The following is a 17,307-nucleotide window of genomic DNA, read 5'->3' as shown; positions in this document are numbered from 1 at the left end:
CGGGAATGACCATGAACACTTCCAAGCCGCGCCCTGAAGGGCTTGTTGCCATCGACCGCGAAATGGCGCGCCAGAACGAGGACGCGCTGGTCTCCTTCCGGCAGGCAGGCCCGATGGCGGAAAAAGTTGCCGCCGCCTTGCAGCGAAGCGGGCGCCTGCTGATGCTCGGCATGGGAGGTTCGCATGCGGTGGCCCGCGCGGTCGAGCCGCTCTATCGCGCGCTCGGCATCGACGCGGTCGCGCTGCCGCTGTCGGAGCAGCTTGGCGCGCCGCTGGCGCTCGAAGGGCGCACGGTGCTGGTCACCTCGCAGTCGGGCGAAAGCGCGGAGGTGCTGCGCTGGTTCATGGAAGCGAACGGCGCCGAGGACGTGTTCGGCCTGACGCTGGAGGCGGGGTCCTTTCTCGCCCGCACCGCGCCGTGCCTGGTCGGGGCAGGGGGCACCGAGCTTGCCTTTGCCGCCACGCGCAGCCTCACCGTCACCTTCGCACTGCATCTGGCCATCCTGACCGCGCTTGGCGAAGACCCGGCTCCGGCCATTCGCGCGCTGGAAACGCCGCAGGAGGTGGATGTCGGCCCGGCGCTGACTGCCCTGGAAGGCGTCGGCACCGTCGTCACTTCCGGCCGCAGCCTGCAAGGGCTGGCCGAGGCGCTGGCGCTGGGGCTGACGGAATTGTCGCGCCTGCCCTGCTATTCGCTCGAAGGCGGGCAATTGCGGCATGGACCGATGGAGATGCTGGGACCGAAGGTCGGCGTCGTCCTGTTTCGCGGCGACGACGCGACCGGCGACCTGGTCGCGGCGATGGCGGCCTCGGTGGTGGAAGCGGGCGCGCCGGCCGTCGTCTTCGACGCTTCCGGCAAACCGCCCGTGTCCGGTGCCGTGACGCTCGCGTTCCACGCCGCGTCGGGCCTCGCCGCGATCTTCGCCATGCTGCCGGTCGCGCAGCGGCTGATGATCGCCTTCGCCGACGCTCGCGTCGAGAATGCCGGCACCCCGGTGCGCTCCACCAAGATCACGCGGAGTGAGTGATGAAGCCGCTCGCGGTGATCGGCAACGTCAATGTCGACCTGATCGTCGGCCCGGTCGTGCCCTGGCCGACCGCCGGCACGGAGATTTCGGTCGACCATGACGAGCTGCGCGTCGGGGGACAGGCGGGCAACAGCGCGCTGACCTGGGAGGCGCTGGGCGTCGATTACGAGATCGCCGCCAATACCGGCTCGGACGAGTTCGGCCGCTGGCTGCGCGAGAGCTTCGGCCGCCGGGCCGAGAAATGGCCGGTGCGGCCCGAAGGCACGACGCTTTCGGTGGGCATCACCCATCCCGACGGCGAGCGCACCTTCTTCACCACGCGCGGCCACCTGCCGCGCTTCGCCCTGGAGGATGTGCTGGCCGTGCTGGACGGGACGCGGCTTTCCGGTGGCTATGCGCTGCTGACCGCCGCCTTCCTGACCGACGATCTCACCGCCCGCTACGGCGAATTGTTCGACTGGGCCGACCGACACGCCGTCACGGTCGCGCTGGACACCGGCTGGCCGCCGGACGGCTGGACGCAGCATAACCGCGACGTCCTGCGCGGCTGGCTGTCGCGCTGCGGCTGCGCCCTGCTCAACGAGGTCGAGGCCACCGGATTGAGCGGCATTGAGGATACGGCGCAAGCCGCGCGCGAAATCCACGCCGGCATGCCGCAAGGCGCCATCCTCGTGGTCAAATGCGGGCCGGCGGGCGCGCTGGCCGTCGGCCCGGACGGCGTGGTCGCGAGCGCCGACGCGCCGAAGGTGAAGGTGGTGGACACGATCGGCGCGGGCGACGTGTTCAACGCCGCCTTCCTCGCCGCGCTGGCCGACGGACTGCCGCTGGCCGGCTGCCTCGCCGCCGGAACGCGGGTGGCCTCGCGCGCCATCTCGACCTTGCCCCGCAGCTACGGCGGGAAACTGCACGGGAAAGACGAATGAGCACCCTCGAAATCCGCGACGTGCGCAAGAGCTACGGCAGCGTCGAAACGCTGAAAGGCATCGACATCGCGCTGGCCAGCGGCGAGTTCCTGGTGCTGCTGGGGCCGTCCGGCTGCGGCAAGTCCACGCTGCTGAACATCATCGCAGGGCTGGCGGAAGCGACGTCCGGCGACGTGCTGATCGACGGCCGCTCGGTCATCGGCGTGCATCCGAAGGACCGCGACATCTCCATGGTGTTCCAGTCCTACGCGCTCTATCCGAACCTCAGCGTCGCCCGCAACATCGGCTTCGGGCTGGAGATGCGCAAGGTGCCGGCCGCAGAGCGCGACAAGGCGGTGCGCGAGGCCGCCAAGCTGTTGCAGATCGAGAACCTGCTGGACCGCAAGCCGGCGCAGCTTTCCGGCGGCCAGCGGCAGCGCGTCGCCATCGGCCGGGCGCTGGTGCGCAAGCCGCGCGTCTTCCTGTTCGACGAGCCCCTGTCCAATCTCGACGCCAAGCTGAGGCTCGAGATGCGCACGGAACTGAAGCGCCTGCACCAGATGCTGAAGACGACCGTGGTCTACGTCACCCACGACCAGATCGAGGCCATGACCCTCGCCACGCGCATCGCCGTGATGCGCGACGGCAGGATAGAGCAGCTCGGCACGCCGAAGGAGATCTATGACCGACCGGCGACCCTCTATGTCGCGGGCTTCGTCGGCGCACCGCCCATGAACATGCTGGAAGGCACGGTGGAGGGCGGCAAGGTGCGCGTGAAAGGCTCCGACGCGGCGCTGCCGGTGGCGGAAGCGCACGACCTGCCGGACGGCGCGGCCGTCATCGCCGGCATCCGGCCGGAGGCGCTGCGGCTCGATGACGGCGCTGCCGCATCGCTCCCCGCCCGCGTCGAGGTGGTGGAACTGACCGGACCGGAGCTGGTCGCGACCATGCGCGTCGGCGAGCAGAAGCTGGTCGCCAGCCTGCCCGCCCGCACGCACCTGACCGAGGGCGAGACCGTAACGCTGGGCTTCGACGCGGACGCGCTGCACCTGTTCGACCCGGAAACGGGCAGGGCCTGCGGGCGCGGATAGCTGGCGGCTGACCGTCCATAGCGATAGACTTCTGCCATGGAACCCGACCGTGCAGACCATTGGAACGGAGCCTATGCCGACAAGGGCGAGCAGGGCGTAAGCTGGTTCGAGCAGAGGCCCGAATCCTCCATCGAGCTGATCGAGGAGCTGGCCGGCGACGCGAAAGTCTCGGTAATCGACATCGGCGGCGGCGCTTCACGCCTCGTCGATGCGGGGCTGGCGCGCGGTTGGTCGATGGCGGTGCTGGATATTTCGCGGAAGGCGCTCGACATCGCCCGAAAGCGGCTGGGAAAGCAGGCGGAAAAGGTCGAATGGATCACCGCCGATGTTACGCAATGGCGGCCGGGACGCAGCTATGACGTCTGGCACGACCGCGCCGCTTTCCATTTCCTCACCGAGGCTGAAGACCGCGCGGCCTATATCGCGAATATGCGCGCGGCGCTGAAACCCGGCGGCCATGCCATAATCGCCACCTTCGCCGCGGATGGGCCGCAGCGATGCAGCGGCCTGCCCGTGCGCCGCTACGATCCGGCCGAACTTGCCGAGACTGTCGGCGCGGGCTTCCGGCCGGTCGCCGCGCACAAGAAGGTGCACACGACGCCCTGGGGTTCGACGCAGGCCTTCCAGTTCAGCCTGTTTGAACGCGTGGCGCCCTGACGTGGGCGCCATGCCGTGACAATCAGGCCGCCGTCGGCAGGCAGGCAGGGCCGATCGGCTCGAAGCTTTTATAGGTCAGGATGAACTCGCGGTGGCCGAGATGCTCCGACTTGGTCGTCTCGCCGCGCGCCACGTCCTTGATAAGCTTGAGGATTTCACCGCCGACCTGATCCAGCGTGGCGCGGCCCTCGAGGATCTTGCCGGCGTCGACATCCATGTCGCCAGCAAGCTTGCGATAGGTCTCCGGATTGGCGCAGACCTTGATGACCGGCGAGATGGCAGAGCCCGACACCGAGCCGCGCCCGGTGACGAACAGTGTGAGGTGGCAGCCGGAGGCGATCATCTCCACGATCTCGGCATTGTCGGAGATGTTGGGAAAGCCGAAGCGCACCTCGCCGTCCGGCACGACGTCCATCAGGAACAGGCCGCCGCTCGGGGGAATGTCGCCGGGCTTGATGATGCCGGAGATCTGCGACGAACCGGACTTGGCGTAGGCACCCATCGATTTCTCCTCGATGGTGGAAAGCCCGCCGTCGGCGTTGCCCGGCGCGAAGCTGCCGTAGCCGAGCGTCGCATAGTAGCGCGCGGCCTTGGCGACCGAGGCGCGCAATTCGTCGCCGAGCTCGGGCGTCACGGCCCGGTCGGCCATGATCTCTTCGCAGCCGATCAATTCGCCGGTCTCCTCGAAGATGCAGGTCGCGCCCGCCTCGACCAGCCGGTCGAAGGCGCGGCCCACGGCCGGGTTGCCGGTCAGGCCGCTGGTGCCGTCGGAACCTCCGCAGACGGTTCCGACCACGAGTTCGTCCAGCCGCATCGGCACGGTCTCGGCCGCCGCCAACACTTCAAGCTGCTCACCGACCCAGGCGGTGCCGTCCTCGATGGTGGAGAGCGTGCCGCCATTGTTCTGGATGGTCAGCGTCGCCACCGGGCGGCCGCTGGCGGCCACGGCCTTGGAGAGCGAGAACTTGTTGAAGCTTTCGCAGCCGAGCGACAGCAGGAGTACGGCGCCCACATTGGGATGCGTGCAAAGGCGCTCCATCATGCGCTGGGCGTATTGGTTGGGGAAGCAGCCGGGAAAGCCGATCAGGTGCACGTCCTTGCCGCGGAAATTAGCGATGATCTCGCGCCCGACATGATGGGCGCATTCGACCAGATAGGCCACGATCACGACGTTGCGGATGCCCTTGCGGCCGTCCGGGCGCAGATAGCCGCGAAGCTCGGCGGTGTCGTTCATTTCGACTTCTCCTCGTCCGACGCATCGATGACATGCGTCCTGGTGTAGTCGCTCTTCATGTTGTGCACATGCACGTGCTCGCCAACCGCTATGGCGCGGGTGGCGGAGCCGATCGGCGCGCCGTATTTGCGCACTTTCTCGTTTTCGGCGATTGCCTGCCGGGCCACCTTGTGCCCGAGCAGGATCTCCTTTTCCGTCCGCACCGGAACGCCCGAGACGCGGATGGTCTCGCCGGCCGCGATAGGCTGGCGCGCGACGAGCACGTTGTCCGCGTCGGAAAGCAGCAGAAGCCGGCTGTCGGTGTCGGCGGCCTCGTGCGGGGCTTCCGGTGCCGGCATCACATCACTCCGAACGTCTTGAAGGCCTCGCAGGCGCTCATGCCCTTGCGGATGGCCACGGCCACCTCGTTCTCGGTGCGCACCTTCTCCAGCGCGCGCTCGATGGCCTCGGCCTCGACGGCGCGCGGGATGACGAGCACGCCCTCGCGGTCGCCGAAGATCAGGTCGCCCGGCTCGATGCGGATGCCCTCGATCTCGATGGCGCAGCGATAGTCGATGACCTTGCCGCGCGGGCCCTGGTCCTGGGCGTAGATGCCGCGCGAGAACACGTTGAAGCCGAGCTTCTCGATCTCGTTGGTGTCGCGGATGTAGCCGTCGAGGATGGCACCGGCCGCCTTCAGGTGCAGGGCGCGCGTGGACATCAGCCCTCCCCACAGCGCGTAGCGCAGCGAAGCGCCGGTGGCGATGTAGACCTCGTCTTCCTTGAGATCGTCCAGCGCCTCCATCATCAGGCCGAAGGGCTTGTTGGCGAGCGGGCCGTTGGCCGTGGGCGAGCCGTCGGAAAACACGTCGGCCTCCAGCACCGGCATGGCGCGGCCCACCACCTTCATGTCGGGCTGCAGCGGCGCGATACCGGCCGGCAGGAACTGGTGGCGATGGCCGAGCACGTCGAGAACGTCGCCGACGACGGCGGTGAACAGCTCGGTCTTCAGGGCTTCGAAGATCGCCTTGTCGGAAGACAATTTCGGGTCGGACATGATGGGCATCCTTTTACTGGGCTAGGAGTGTGGAGATGATCGGCACGTAGGTGACCAGCAGCAGGAAGGCGAACAGCCCCGCATACATGCTGAACGCCTGCCGCGTGAAATCGCTGACCTTGACCTTGGCGATGTTGCAGACCAGCAGCATCACCGTGCCGACAGGCGGCGTCAGCGTGCCGATGGACAGGTTGACGATGATGACGATGCCGAAATGGATCGGGTCGATGCCCATTGCCTTGACGGTGGGCAGGAGCAGCGGCACCAGCACGATCATCAGCGCCGTGCCCTCGATCAGCATGCCGAGAAACAACAGCACGATGTTGACCACCAGCAGGAACAGGTAGGGGTTGTCGGTGATGGTGGAGATGACCGTGGCCAGGGACTGGCCCGCCTGTTCCAGCGAGAACACCCAGGCCAGCGCCGAGGAAGCCATGATGACCAGAAGCACCGAGGAGGTGGACTTGGCGGTCTCTATCAGCGATTCCACCACATGCTTCACCTTCATCTCGCGATAGACGAAGAAGCCGATGACGAGCACGAAGGTGACGGCGACGGCGCCCGCCTCCGTGGGCGTGAAGATGTTGGCGCGGATGCCGCCCAGGATGGCGACGATCAGCAGCACGGCTGTCCAGGCCGAGCCCAGCGTCTGGCGGATCTCGGCGCCGGTCAGCGCCCGCTCGCGGCTCGGCTTGTAGCCGCGCTGCACCGAGGTGGCGTAGGCGGCCACCATCAGCAGGACGGCACCGAGGATGCCGGGCAGGATGCCGGCCATGAACATCTTGCCGATCGAGACGTCGGCGATCAGACCGTAGATGATGAGCGCGATGCCGGGCGGGATGATCGGCGTGACCAGCGAGCCGGCGGCGGTGACGGCGCAGGAGAAAGCGCGGTCGTAACCGCGCTTTTCCATCTCCGGCACCATCATGCGCGTCAGCATGGCGCTGTCGGCGAGGTTGGAGGCGCTGACGCCGCCCATCAGGGTCGAGACCATGATGTTGGTGAGCGCCATGCCGCCGCGCAGCCGGCCGACCAGCAGGTCCGACACCTTGATCATGCGCTCGGCGATGCCGGTGTGCGACATGACCGTGCCCAGCATGATGAAGAACGGTATGGCGAGCAGCGAGGTGTTCTGCGCCGGACCGATGAAGCGCTGCACGGCGATGGCGATCGGGATGTGGTTGAAGAAGACGAAATAGGCGAACACCGCCATGAGGATGCCCACGTAAAGGCGCATGTTGAGCGCGAACAGGGCCAGCATGACGAGGAAGATGATGGTCAGGTTCATCGGGCGGTCTCCGCAAACGCCTTGCGGGCCTGGGCGACGCCTTGTCCCACCATGTAGGCGGCGATGACGACGAAGCCGACCGGGATGGCGATGTCGATCCAGAAATAGGAAATGCGCAATATGTCGGTGACCTTGAACTTCACGGTCAGCGCCAGCATCAGGCCGACATAGGACACGTAGAGCAGGAATGCCGCAGACAGCAGCGACACGACGAGATTGACGGCGGCCGTCGCCTTGGGCGGCAGCAGGTCCACCACGACCGGGATGGCGAGGTGCTGGTTGTCGCGCTCGGCGGCGATGCCGCCCAGCATGACGATCCAGATCATCAGCAGGCCGGCGACCTCCTCGGTCCATTGCAGCGGCCGGTCGACGAAGTAGCGCATCACCACGGCGACGTTGAAGATCGCGAGCAGGACGAACAGCGGCAGCGCCGCCAGCCAGTCCGTAAGGCGGGCTATGAGTTTCATTGGGGCGTTCCTAGGCGGGGCGTTCCTTGGTGGAGCGATCCCTGGCGGCCAGTCTCCGTCGTCAGGAGCGGGGCGGCCCTGGTTGGTCTTCGCGGTGAAGGGGAAGCGGCGCCGCCACTCCCCCTCCGCCGTCCGGGAGGATGCTTATTTGTTCAGTTCGGCCTGGATCTGGTCGTAGAGGCCGGGCGTCCAGTCGGGGAACTCCGAATAGACCTTCTTGGTCATTTCCTTGAATGGAGCCTTGTCCACGTCGACCACCTCGACGCCCGCCTCCTTCATCTTGGCGACCATCTGGTTGTCGAGATCGGTGGTCAGCTTCTGGCTGTAGAGGCCGGCGTCGTAGGCGGTGTCCTCGATGAGCTTGACCTGCTCTTCCGGCAGGGTCGAGAAGAAGGCCTCGCCGCCGACGAACATGGCGGTGTTGGTGAGATAGCCGATCATGCTGAGGTTCTTGGCTTCCTCGTGGAACTTCTGGCCGTAGAGCACGGAGATCGGGTTCTCGACGCCGTCGATCACGCCCTGCGCCAGGGCCGGGAAGGTCTCGCCAAGCGGCATCGGCGTGGGCGTCGCGCCCATGGCCTCGAAGATCTTGATCTGCATGTTGTTGTTCGGCACGCGGATCTTCAGGCCCTTCAGGTCGTCGGGAGTGCGCACGGGCTTGCGCGTGATGAGCTGGCGCACGCCGTAGAGATAGTTGCGCATCACCACATGGATGCCCTTGGCCTTCAGCGCCTCGGACTTCTGCTTGAACCAATCGCCGTCATAGATCTTGAACAGCTTGGAAGGATCGTCCGCGAGATAGGGGCCGAACAGCACGCCGAGGTCCGGATCGTAGTCGGCGAGGAAGCCGACATCGGTGATGGTGATGACGTTGAGGCCCATCATGGCCTGCTCGGTCACGTCCTTCTTGGAGCCGAGCTGCGAGGAGGGATAAAGCTCCAGCGTGATCTCGCCGTTGGAACGCTTCTCCAGGTCCTCCTTCCAGTGATGCATGACCTGGTCGACCGGCTCGCCGGGATTGTTCTCATAGGCGACCTTGATGGTCACGTTTGCCGCGAGCGCGATGGCGCTGGAGGCCAGCAGAGCGCCGGCGGCGACAAGGCATTTCATAAGCATTTTCACGATGATCCCTCCCTGGGATTGGCGTTGGAATTCATGGGAAACCGGCTCAGAAGCCGACGAGGGCGCCGCCGTCCACGACCAGCGTCTGGCCGGTGACGTAGGCGGCTGCGGGCGATGCGAGGAAGACGGCAGCCCAGCCGATATCCTCGGGCTTGCCCACCCGGCCCATCTGGATGCGGCCGATGATCTTGTCGTAGCGGGCCTTGTCGTTGGAGGTGGCGGCGCGGAACAGGGGAGTGTCGATCCAGCCCGGCGCGATACCGTTCACCCGCACGTTGCGGCCCGAATATTCGGCCGACAGCCCGCGCACCACGCCGGTCAGCGCCGATTTGGCGGTGGTGTAGCCGATGACGTAGGGCTGGCCGATGAAGGAGGTCATCGAGGCGATGAACAGCACCGAGCCGCCGCCGCGCGCCGCCTGGCCGGGGATGATATGGCGCGTCAGTTCCAGCGCGCCGCGCACATGCACGTCGAAGACCTGGTCGAGGTCTTCCATGGTCTGTTCCTCGAACGGCTTCTTGACCGTGTTGCCGGCATTGTTGACGAGAATGTCCACCGGCCCGTGCGCGGCCTCCACCTCGGCGGCGAAGCCCTTGAGCGAGGCCATGTCGCGCAGGTCCAGCTTCATGCCGCGCACGCCGTTGCCGATTTCCGCCGCGGCCTGGTCGAGCAACTCCGTGCGCCGTCCGGCGATGGTGACGCTGGCGCCCGCCGCGGCCAGCGACCTGGCGATAGCGAGGCCGAGCCCGCTGCCGCCGCCGGTGACCAGCGCATGCTTGCCGGCAAGGCCGAACGCCTGCTGGAGTGCCGTTTGGGAGTTTTCTGTCATGGTCAATTCCGCTCTATGACGATCTTGAGGGCGTCGCGGTGGCCGTCCCAATAGGGCAGGGCGGCTTCCGCTTCCTCGAATGGAAAGACTTTGGAGATGAGCAGGTCGGCAGCCTCGCCGATGGTCTCCAAATGGGCGATCACGTTGCGGAAATCCTGCAGCGTGGCGTTGCGCGAGCCCATGATGTCCAGTTCCTTCAGGTTGAAGAACTGGGTCTGGTAGGTGACGGGCGCCTTGGAATAGCCGACATAGACCACCCGTCCGGCGAAGCCAGCAAGGTCCACCGCCTGCGTGAAGGTGGCAGGCAGGCCGACCGCCTCGAAGGCGACATCGACGCCGTCGTCGCCGGTCAGTTCCGCCACCTTGGCCAGAAGGTCCTCGCCGCCCGCCGGCAGCGCATGTTCGGCGCCGAACTTCAGGGCGAGGTTGCGCTTCTCCTCGCTGGGATCGACGGCGATGACGCGTGCCCCTTTCGCGACCGCGCCGATCAGCACGCCCATGCCGATCATGCCGCAGCCGAGCACGGCGACGGTGTCGCCTTTGGCGACGCGGCCGCGCTCCACCGCGTGGAAGCCAACCGAAAGCGGTTCCACCAGCGCCAGATGGCGCGGCGCCAGCGTGTCGTTGAGGATCACCTTCTCGGCCGGCAGCACGATCTCCTCGGCCAGCCCGCCGTCCTGTTGCACGCCCAGCGTCTTGTTGTAGCGGCAGGCGTTCAGCCGGCCCTTGCGGCAGGACGCGCACTTCCCGCAATTTGTGTAGGGCATGACGATGGCGCGGCGGCCAGGCTTGTAGGACGCATCCACGCCGGCGCCGACGGCGACGATCTCGCCGCCGATCTCGTGGCCGGGGATGCGCGGAAGCTGCACCAGCGGGTTCAGTCCCTTGAAGGTGTTGTAGTCGCTGCCGCACAGGCCGACATGGCGTACGGCGATGCGCACCTGCCCCTCGCCGAGAGCTGCCGGCTCGACATCGTGAAAGCGGGTTAGGTTTTCCTGTTCGATCCTGAGGGCTTTCATTCGCTGCCTTCCATGGCGCGCTCCTGCTGCCCGGCCTTGTCGTAGGCTGCGCGCACGCTGCGCTCGCTATAGTTGTAGTGCTCGGAAAAGGCCTTGACCGCGGCGTCGAGCGAGCGGTCGGCCAGCGCCTTGATGATGGCGCGGTGGTCGTCGAAGGTCTTCTCGCGGTTGACCGGATTGCTCTTGCCGATCTCCATGTAGAAGACCAGCGTGTGCGACAGCACCTTGTAGAGCGTTTCCAGCACGTGGTTGCCGGAGATGCGTACGATCTCGTTGTGGAAGGCGTAGTCGGCCAGCGCGTCCTCACGCGCAGTCAGCGAGCGCTGCATCTGGCCGACATGCCGTTCCAAGGTCTGGATATCGGCCTCGGTGACGCGCTCAACCACCTGAGGCAGCGCGCCGATGTCCATCATGCGGCGGAAGTCGAGCAGGTCGAGGCAGGTCTTCAGGCTGCGGTCGAAATACTGATCCATGATGTGGAAGACCGCGCCGACATTCGGCGCGCAGACGCGCGGACCGCGCTGCGTCTTCTCGATGACGCCGAACGCTTCCAGATGGATCAGCGCCTCGCGCACGGTGTTGCGGCTGACGCCGAGGCGCTCGGCAATGAGCCGCTCGTTCTGCAGCAAATCGCCGGGCCGGTAGTTCTGCGGGATTTCGACGCGCAAAGTGTCGACGACGCCCTGAACTGCGCTGGTGCGGGTCATATCTCCTCCGTTTGGTCCAACAATAGGACCAAAGACAGAGGGGCGATTAACACATCTTCGACAGGCCTGTCGATTCATTTCGCGATTCCTGTGTAAAAGGTGGCCGGGGACCAGCGATGGAGGAGGTCGTGACCGGTATGCAGTGGGACATCGAAGCGGTACGCGCCGCCTTTCCGGCGTTGGCGCTGCAGGATGAAGGCAAGCCGCGCGTCTATCTCGACGCGCCGGGCGGCTCGCAGGTGCCGGCGCGCGTGGTCGCACGCATGGGCGACGTGATGGTGCGCAGCTGCGCCAATGACGGCGGCGCTTTCCGCACCTCGCGCGATACCGACCGCATCGTGGCCGAGGCGCACGAAGCCGTGGCCGCTTTCCTCGGCGCGGGCGGGGCGAACGTGATCGTATTCGGCCTGAACTCGACCTCGCTGATGTTCCACTTCTCGCGCATGATCGCGCGCGACTGGCGCCAAGGCGACGAGATCGTGCTGACCCGCATGGACCACGACGGCAATGTCGGGCCTTGGCTGGCGGTGGCCGAGGAACGCGGCGTCACCGTGCGCTGGCTCGACTTCGATCCGGAAACCTTCGAATATCGCTATGACGAACTGGACGGGCTGATCAGCGAGCGCACGCGTCTGGTGGCGTGCAACCACGCCAGCAACATCTTCGGCACGGTCAACGACGTCGCCCGCATCGTTGCGGCGGGCAGGGCGGTCGGCGCCGTGACCGTGGTGGACGCCGTGCAGTCCGCGCCGCACCTGCCCGTCGACGTGAAGGCCATCGGCTGCGACCTGCTGGCCTGCTCGGCCTACAAGTTCTTCGGCCCTCATGCCGGCGTGCTCTATGTCAGCGCCGCGCTGCGCGATCGCCTGACCCCGCTGAAGGTGCGGCCATCCTCATGGCAAATGCCGTGGCGGTTCGCGCCCGGCACGCCCTCCTTCGAGGCGCAAGCCGGCACGCAGGCGGCGATCGAGCACATCGCCTGGCTCGGAGAACGCTTCGGCGGCGCGGCGAAGGAAGCGCCGCTGCGCCAGCGCGTCGTTGCCGGATTGCAGGCCACGACAGCTTATGAGGCAGGATTGATGGACCGCTTCCTCGCCGGCATCGCCGGGGTGCCGGGCCTCACGCTCTACGGTATCGGCAGCCGCAACCGGCTGGATGCGCGCGTGCCCACCTTCTCCTTCCGGCTGGCCTATCGCTCGCCGCAGGAGATCATGGCGATGATGGCAGAGGAGAACATTTTCGGCTGGGCCGGGGACTTCTACGCCTGGGAGGCGATCGGCCGGCTCGGCCTGCGCGAAAAGGGCGGCGTGGCGCGTCTCGGCTTGTCGCATTACACGACCGAGGACGAGGTGGACCTTGCCGTCGAGACGATCGTGCGGCTGAGCGCCTGAAGGATTGCGGCTGCGGATTTCCTTTGCCGCGCACCGAATATTAGAGGTTTTGCGCTAGGCGTCGCCCGACAGGGTTCGAGGAACAGAGGCGGTGATGGACCAGACCGGCCCGTTGCCCGAAAGGCAACGCTGGAAGCTGCTGAGATGGCTGGGGCGCGAAGGCAGCCCCAATGGCGGCGTCCAGCGTGCGGCTGGCGCGGCGTTCTTCATCCGCATCGCCAACGCAGCGATCGCCTATCTGTCGCAAATCATCATGGCGCGCTGGATGGGCGCGTTCGAATACGGCGTCTATGTCTATGTCTGGACCTGGGTGCTGCTGATCGGCACCGTGTCCGACCTCGGTTTCGCCGTGACGGCGCAGCGCTTCATCCCGCGCTACACGCAGGAGAACGACCTCGACCGCGTGCGCGGTTTCATTCACGCCAGCCGCTGGGTGCCGGGGTTCTTCGTCACGCTCCTGGCCGTTGCGGCGGCGCTGTCGATCTGGCTGCTTTCGGGGCGAATGGACGCCTATCTGGTGTTTCCGCTCTATCTGGCCTGCCTGGCGCTGCCGCCCTATGGCCTGACCGGCGCGCAGGACGGGGTGGCGCGCTCCTTCGGCTGGATCAACCTGGCGCTGGTGCCGCCCTTCATCCTGCGGCCGCTGCTGCTCCTTGCCATCATGCTGGCGCTGTTCGCCGCGGGCCTGCCACTGGATGCGGCCACGGCCATGTGGGCCGCCGTCGCCGCCACATGGCTGACGGCAATCGGCCAGATTCTCGTGCTCGACCGACGCGTCGATACGCGCGTGGAGCAAGGGCCGCGCGCCTATTCGCACCGGCTTTGGCTGGTTTCCGCCCTGCCGATCCTGTTCGCCAACGTCTTCCAGTTCATGCTGAGCTATGTCGGCGTGTTCCTGCTCCAGGCCTTCCGTTCGCCCAACGACGTCGCCGTCTTCTATGCTGCGACCAAGGTGACGGCGATCGTGTCCATGGTCTATTTCGCCGTCTCCGCTTCCGCCGCCTACCGCTTCGCCGCGCTGGAGGCGGCGGGCGACCGGCCGGGCCTGGAGAGATTCTATGCCGGCTCTATCCGCTGGATGTTCTGGCCCACGGTGCTGGTGGGCGGCGGCATACTGGCGGTGGGCAAGCCGCTACTGTGGCTGTTCGGTCAGGAGTTCACGGCCGGCTACGGGCTGATGTGGGTGATGGTGGCGGGCCTTGCCCTGCGCACGGCGATTGGGCCGGGAGAGCAGTTCCTCAACATGATGGGCCAGCAGCGCACCTCCGCGACGATCTACGCCGCCGCCTTCGTGCTGAACCTCATCTTCTGTTTCCTGCTGATCCCGCAATGGGGCGCCATGGGCGCGGCCGTGGCCGCCACCGTGTCCATCGTTCTGGAATCGGCGCTGATCTACGCCACGATGCGCAGGCGCTTCGGCATCAGTGCCTTCATCGCCCCGCGCGAACGCGACAGCTAAAATCTCGCGTTTCGGTTGAACCTCACCTTAACCGGCCATCCCTAACGTGCCGGCAGGTTTTCGGGGAGCCTCGGGGATGGTGGACCAGGCAAAGGTCTTTGCGGAAAACATGCCTTCGGCACGCGGGGCGGCTTCCGTCGCCCCGATCGGCCGCGCCTACAGCGTGGAGGTCGATTGCATTGCCGACGAGGAGTGGGACGGGATCGCCGCCGCCTTCGCCGACATCAATCCCGAGCAGACCGCCGCCTATGCTGGGAACCACTGGAAGGGCCGCGACAGCCACCTGCTCCTGCGCCGCAACGGCGAGCCGGTGGCGGGTGCGCGCGTGGCGCTGGTGGGGCTGCCGCTGGTCGGGCGCGGGCTTGCCTTCCTGCGCTTCGGGCCTTTCTGGCGGCAAGGCGAGGCGGCCGACCCGGAAACCTACCGCGCCGTGATCGCCGCGCTGATCAATGAATATTGCATCGCGCGCGGCCATTGCCTGACCATCCTGCCGCGCCCGCACCCCGATTATCATAGGGTGGAATGCGGCTGGCTGCGTGATCTCGGCTTCGTGCAACGGCGCAAATTCGAGGATGCGGAGCGCTATCTGGTCGACACCGCGCTCGACGACGAAGCCCAGCGCAAGAGCCTCGGGCAAAAGTGGCGCTATAACCTGCGCCACGCCCTTTCGGCCCCGCTCGCCATCCGCCTGACGCAGGATGCGGAAGAAATCCGCGAGTTCCAGCGGCTCTACGCCTCGATGATGGAGCGAAAGCGCTTCTCCAGCAGCACGCCGGTGCACCTGACCGGCGAGTTGATCGCCAGCCTGCCCGAAGGACTGAAGCCGCGGCAGGTGCTGGCCTTCCACGAGGGCCGGCTGGTCGCAGGCGCGACGATCGGCCTGTTCGGCGACACCGCCTACTACATGTTCGGCGCGACCTCCGCCGAAGCCCTGCCGCTGAAGGCCGGCTACGCGCTGCACTGGTGGATCTTCCAATGGCTGCGGAGCGAGGGCCTGCGCTGGTACGACCTCGGCGGGGCCGCGCATGAACCGGGCCTGCGCCAGTTCAAGAACGGACTGGCGGGCAAGGCCGGGCGCGTCGTCACCATGGAAGGCGAGCACGATTTCTGGAGCGGCTCGGTCGCGCGCCTTTCGGCCGACGCCGTGTTCGGCCTGCGCCACCTGCGCCGCCGCCTGCGCCATGGCGCCAAGTTCGGTAGTGTTTCCGGCGAGGACTAGGCGCGTCTATCCGCTCGTTGCCTGGAAACGGAATTCGCCACCGTTCAGGAAGCACGCCGTGTCGAAGAGCGACAGGTCTAGCGGGTTGGGCAAGCGCACGTCACCGAGGTCCGGACACGGCTTCGTCGCCGGATCGTAGGACCGGTCGATCTGCGAGATGAAGACCAGGATCAGTCCTCTTTCACGCGCGAACGATCTCAGTATGCGCACCTGCGTCATCAGGTCCGGGTTCTCGCGCTTCTGATCCAGAAGTTGCAGATAGTCGATCGCCGCCAGCGTCCCGTGCGGCGCGGCCTTCAATGCCTCGACGATATGGCCGGCGCTGATCATATCGGCATTGTCGAACTCGAACAGCCCATCGAAGGATGCCGGCTCGACGCCGGTGGCGCGCAAGCGCTCCAGCACGTCCCGTTCCGTATATTCGAGCGTGAAGAACACGCTGCGCCTGCCGGACTTCATGGCTTCGACGGTAAGGCTGAGGCCGAGCAGCGTCTTGCCCTGACCCGGCCGTGCGCCGACCAGAACCATGTCGCCCGGTTTCAGGCGAACAGTTTTTGAGCCGGCGTGGCTGCGGAAACCCTGGCCGCCAGCAGGCTCCAGCTACAGAAACCTTCCCCTGCGGCGATGCGGTCGAGGGCAAGGTGCAGCGGAATACTTTCCTTGCGCGAAAGAAGCCTTGCCCTGCGCTTCAGGTGATGAACGGGTGCGGACGGTTGCATGATACCTCCTATCGCGGGCAATCTTCGCAATCCCTCCTTATGCGCGATGCCCGGACAGTCGGCTCGGTGATGCTGTGCCCTGCATGAAGAAATGCTTCCCGGCGGAGGGAGGAGGCGCGGGCCGCGCCGGGGAATGATGATAGGTGAGTCGCGGCGAAGCGAAAACGGGTCAGGCCTTACGCCGCCGACATCGCCTTGGCGATGTCGAGGAAGGCGCGCATGGTCTTGGCGCGGCTGCGTTCGGTGAGGCAGATCAGCGCCTCGTCCATCAGCATGGGCGGGCCGGCGATCGGGATCTTGGCCAGCCGAGCGTCCTCGCCGAACTCGGCCTCCGAGACGAAGCCGACGCCCGCGCCCGAGGCCACGATCTCGCGCACCGCCTCGCGGCCCTCCGCCTCTATGGCGTATTTCAACTCCACGCCTGCCTTGGCCGCGCCTTCCTCCAGCTTGCGACGCGTCTTGGAGCCGCGCTCGCGCATCACCAGCGGCAGGCCGGCAAGTTCGTCGAAGCTCACCGTCGCGCACCCGGCCATTGGATGGTTGCGCGCGGCGAAGGCGACGATGGGCGTCGAATTCAGCCGCACGATCTCGAAATCGCGCCCGGCCGGCACCTCGCCCAGCACGCCGATGTCGGCGTCGTAGCTGTACAGGCTCTCGATCACGGTCTCGGTGTTGCCGGCGTGGATCGTCACCTTGACGCCGGGATAGCGCTCGCGGAACTCGCCCAGTATGTGCAGCAGGTGGTGCGCGGCGTCGGCCATGATGCGCAGCGTGCCGGCCCGCAGCGCGCGCGATTCCGAAAGCAGCTCCAGCGCCTGGCTCTCGGTGTCGAACATGCGCCGCGTGATGGCCAGCAGCTTTTCGCCGGCCGGCGTCAGGGTGACCTGCTTGCGCTGCCGGTTGAACAACAGGATGTCATACTCTTCCTCCAGCTTGCGCACTTGGTCGGAGATCGCCGGCTGGGTCAGGTAGAGTTCTTCCGCCGCGCGCGAGAAACCGCCCGAGATGGCGACATAGTGGAACGCGCGGAGCTGGACATAGCGCATCTGGCATCTCCGAACCAAAGATAAATTGCACTTATCGATAGATACAAAATAACGATTTTTCAAATACATTCGTCAGCGCCTATATGGGGCGGT

17 protein-coding genes and 1 pseudogene are annotated in these 17,307 nt (G+C 66.3%); 7 read left to right on the top strand and 11 right to left on the bottom strand.

All coding sequences use genetic code 11. From position 1 onward, the window contains the following. The first annotated feature begins 11 nt into the window (after positions 1-11). Genes QU595_RS29290 through QU595_RS29275 form a run of 4 tightly spaced genes read left to right on the top strand, consistent with a single transcriptional unit; the run spans position 12 to position 3,678 of the window. Positions 12-1,028 carry an SIS domain-containing protein gene (locus QU595_RS29290; protein ID WP_315928703.1) on the top strand — a complete coding sequence of 339 codons (1,017 nt, stop codon included), beginning with the start codon at positions 12-14 and terminating at the stop codon, positions 1,026-1,028. Beyond that, on the top strand, positions 1,028-1,951 hold the full coding sequence (locus QU595_RS29285) for a PfkB family carbohydrate kinase (protein WP_315928701.1): 924 nt from the start codon (positions 1,028-1,030) through the stop codon (positions 1,949-1,951). Before QU595_RS29290 ends, QU595_RS29285 begins: the two co-directional genes overlap by 1 nt. After that, entirely contained in the window at positions 1,948-3,021 is a 1,074-nt protein-coding gene (locus tag QU595_RS29280) for a sn-glycerol-3-phosphate ABC transporter ATP-binding protein UgpC (RefSeq protein WP_315928699.1), read from the top strand. Before QU595_RS29285 ends, QU595_RS29280 begins: the two co-directional genes overlap by 4 nt. Before the next feature lie 36 nt (positions 3,022-3,057). Next, positions 3,058-3,678, top strand: a complete 621-nt coding sequence (locus QU595_RS29275; RefSeq protein ID WP_315928697.1) for a class I SAM-dependent methyltransferase — start codon at positions 3,058-3,060, stop codon at positions 3,676-3,678. 22 nt (positions 3,679-3,700) lie between these two features. Here QU595_RS29275 and QU595_RS29270 read toward each other — a convergent pair whose 3' ends face one another. From QU595_RS29270 to QU595_RS29230, 9 genes are all read right to left on the bottom strand, one after another. After that, the gene (locus QU595_RS29270) at positions 3,701-4,912 is read right to left on the bottom strand and encodes a UxaA family hydrolase (RefSeq protein ID WP_315928695.1); all 1,212 of its coding nucleotides are present in this window, start codon (positions 4,910-4,912) and stop codon (positions 3,701-3,703) included. Next, positions 4,909-5,250: a UxaA family hydrolase gene (locus QU595_RS29265; RefSeq protein WP_315928693.1), complete on the bottom strand. Its 342-nt coding sequence runs from the start codon at positions 5,248-5,250 to the stop codon at positions 4,909-4,911. The genes QU595_RS29270 and QU595_RS29265 overlap by 4 nt, the downstream gene beginning before the upstream one ends. Next, on the bottom strand, positions 5,250-5,948 hold the full coding sequence (locus tag QU595_RS29260; protein ID WP_315928691.1) for an RraA family protein: 699 nt from the start codon (positions 5,946-5,948) through the stop codon (positions 5,250-5,252). Before QU595_RS29260 ends, QU595_RS29265 begins: the two co-directional genes overlap by 1 nt. 13 nt (positions 5,949-5,961) lie before the next feature. Then, entirely contained in the window at positions 5,962-7,236 is a 1,275-nt protein-coding gene (locus tag QU595_RS29255; protein ID WP_315928689.1) for a TRAP transporter large permease, read from the bottom strand. Next, entirely contained in the window at positions 7,233-7,703 is a 471-nt protein-coding gene (locus QU595_RS29250; protein WP_315928687.1) for a TRAP transporter small permease, read from the bottom strand. The genes QU595_RS29255 and QU595_RS29250 overlap by 4 nt, the downstream gene beginning before the upstream one ends. Before the next feature lie 144 nt (positions 7,704-7,847). After that, the gene (locus QU595_RS29245) at positions 7,848-8,819 is read right to left on the bottom strand and encodes a C4-dicarboxylate TRAP transporter substrate-binding protein (protein WP_315928748.1); all 972 of its coding nucleotides are present in this window, start codon (positions 8,817-8,819) and stop codon (positions 7,848-7,850) included. A gap of 52 nt (positions 8,820-8,871) precedes the next feature. Then, positions 8,872-9,654 carry an SDR family oxidoreductase gene (locus tag QU595_RS29240; protein WP_315928685.1) on the bottom strand — a complete coding sequence of 261 codons (783 nt, stop codon included), beginning with the start codon at positions 9,652-9,654 and terminating at the stop codon, positions 8,872-8,874. A 2-nt stretch (positions 9,655-9,656) separates the two neighbouring features. Beyond that, complete coding sequence (locus QU595_RS29235) at positions 9,657-10,673, bottom strand: zinc-binding alcohol dehydrogenase family protein (RefSeq protein ID WP_315928683.1); 1,017 nt, start codon at positions 10,671-10,673, stop codon at positions 9,657-9,659. Continuing rightward, positions 10,670-11,380 carry a FadR/GntR family transcriptional regulator gene (locus QU595_RS29230; protein ID WP_315928681.1) on the bottom strand — a complete coding sequence of 237 codons (711 nt, stop codon included), beginning with the start codon at positions 11,378-11,380 and terminating at the stop codon, positions 10,670-10,672. The genes QU595_RS29235 and QU595_RS29230 overlap by 4 nt, the downstream gene beginning before the upstream one ends. 137 nt (positions 11,381-11,517) lie before the next feature. On the opposite strand from QU595_RS29230, the gene QU595_RS29225 reads away from it, so the two are divergent. From QU595_RS29225 to QU595_RS29215, 3 genes are all read left to right on the top strand, one after another. Then, positions 11,518-12,771, top strand: coding sequence for a cysteine desulfurase-like protein (locus QU595_RS29225; RefSeq protein WP_315928746.1), 1,254 nt, complete (start codon positions 11,518-11,520; stop codon positions 12,769-12,771). Positions 12,772-12,865: 94 nt separating this feature from the next. Further along, entirely contained in the window at positions 12,866-14,230 is a 1,365-nt protein-coding gene (locus QU595_RS29220; RefSeq protein ID WP_315928744.1) for a lipopolysaccharide biosynthesis protein, read from the top strand. 76 nt (positions 14,231-14,306) lie between these two features. After that, entirely contained in the window at positions 14,307-15,449 is a 1,143-nt protein-coding gene (locus tag QU595_RS29215; protein ID WP_315928679.1) for a GNAT family N-acetyltransferase, read from the top strand. A gap of 6 nt (positions 15,450-15,455) precedes the next feature. Here QU595_RS29215 and QU595_RS29210 read toward each other — a convergent pair. Together QU595_RS29210 and QU595_RS29205 are read right to left on the bottom strand one after the other, a co-directional pair. After that, positions 15,456-16,168: pseudogene (locus QU595_RS29210) on the bottom strand (DNA helicase). Positions 16,169-16,344: 176 nt separating this feature from the next. After that, complete coding sequence (locus QU595_RS29205; RefSeq protein WP_315928677.1) at positions 16,345-17,214, bottom strand: LysR substrate-binding domain-containing protein; 870 nt, start codon at positions 17,212-17,214, stop codon at positions 16,345-16,347. Positions 17,215-17,307 lie beyond the last annotated feature (93 nt).

Source organism: Mesorhizobium sp. SP-1A (genome assembly GCF_032460275.1).
Taxonomy (GTDB): Bacteria; Pseudomonadota; Alphaproteobacteria; order Rhizobiales; family Rhizobiaceae; genus Mesorhizobium.
The sequence above is the reverse complement of the archived record's forward strand: the minus strand, read 5'-3'. Positions and strand labels throughout refer to the sequence as shown.

What these genes read in the sequence shown, in the direction of transcription:
- QU595_RS29290 (WP_315928703.1), top strand. Translation starts at nt 12, where the DNA reads ATGAACACTTCCAAGCCGCGCCCTGAAGGGCTTGTTGCCATCGACCGC.
- QU595_RS29285 (WP_315928701.1), top strand. Translation starts at nt 1,028, where the DNA reads ATGAAGCCGCTCGCGGTGATCGGCAACGTCAATGTCGACCTGATCGTC.
- QU595_RS29280 (WP_315928699.1), top strand. Translation starts at nt 1,948, where the DNA reads ATGAGCACCCTCGAAATCCGCGACGTGCGCAAGAGCTACGGCAGCGTC.
- QU595_RS29275 (WP_315928697.1), top strand. Translation starts at nt 3,058, where the DNA reads ATGGAACCCGACCGTGCAGACCATTGGAACGGAGCCTATGCCGACAAG.
- QU595_RS29270 (WP_315928695.1), bottom strand. Translation starts at nt 4,912, where the DNA reads ATGAACGACACCGCCGAGCTTCGCGGCTATCTGCGCCCGGACGGCCGC.
- QU595_RS29265 (WP_315928693.1), bottom strand. Translation starts at nt 5,250, where the DNA reads ATGCCGGCACCGGAAGCCCCGCACGAGGCCGCCGACACCGACAGCCGG.
- QU595_RS29260 (WP_315928691.1), bottom strand. Translation starts at nt 5,948, where the DNA reads ATGTCCGACCCGAAATTGTCTTCCGACAAGGCGATCTTCGAAGCCCTG.
- QU595_RS29255 (WP_315928689.1), bottom strand. Translation starts at nt 7,236, where the DNA reads ATGAACCTGACCATCATCTTCCTCGTCATGCTGGCCCTGTTCGCGCTC.
- QU595_RS29250 (WP_315928687.1), bottom strand. Translation starts at nt 7,703, where the DNA reads ATGAAACTCATAGCCCGCCTTACGGACTGGCTGGCGGCGCTGCCGCTG.
- QU595_RS29245 (WP_315928748.1), bottom strand. Translation starts at nt 8,819, where the DNA reads ATGCTTATGAAATGCCTTGTCGCCGCCGGCGCTCTGCTGGCCTCCAGC.
- QU595_RS29240 (WP_315928685.1), bottom strand. Translation starts at nt 9,654, where the DNA reads ATGACAGAAAACTCCCAAACGGCACTCCAGCAGGCGTTCGGCCTTGCC.
- QU595_RS29235 (WP_315928683.1), bottom strand. Translation starts at nt 10,673, where the DNA reads ATGAAAGCCCTCAGGATCGAACAGGAAAACCTAACCCGCTTTCACGAT.
- QU595_RS29230 (WP_315928681.1), bottom strand. Translation starts at nt 11,380, where the DNA reads ATGACCCGCACCAGCGCAGTTCAGGGCGTCGTCGACACTTTGCGCGTC.
- QU595_RS29225 (WP_315928746.1), top strand. Translation starts at nt 11,518, where the DNA reads ATGCAGTGGGACATCGAAGCGGTACGCGCCGCCTTTCCGGCGTTGGCG.
- QU595_RS29220 (WP_315928744.1), top strand. Translation starts at nt 12,866, where the DNA reads ATGGACCAGACCGGCCCGTTGCCCGAAAGGCAACGCTGGAAGCTGCTG.
- QU595_RS29215 (WP_315928679.1), top strand. Translation starts at nt 14,307, where the DNA reads ATGGTGGACCAGGCAAAGGTCTTTGCGGAAAACATGCCTTCGGCACGC.
- QU595_RS29205 (WP_315928677.1), bottom strand. Translation starts at nt 17,214, where the DNA reads ATGCGCTATGTCCAGCTCCGCGCGTTCCACTATGTCGCCATCTCGGGC.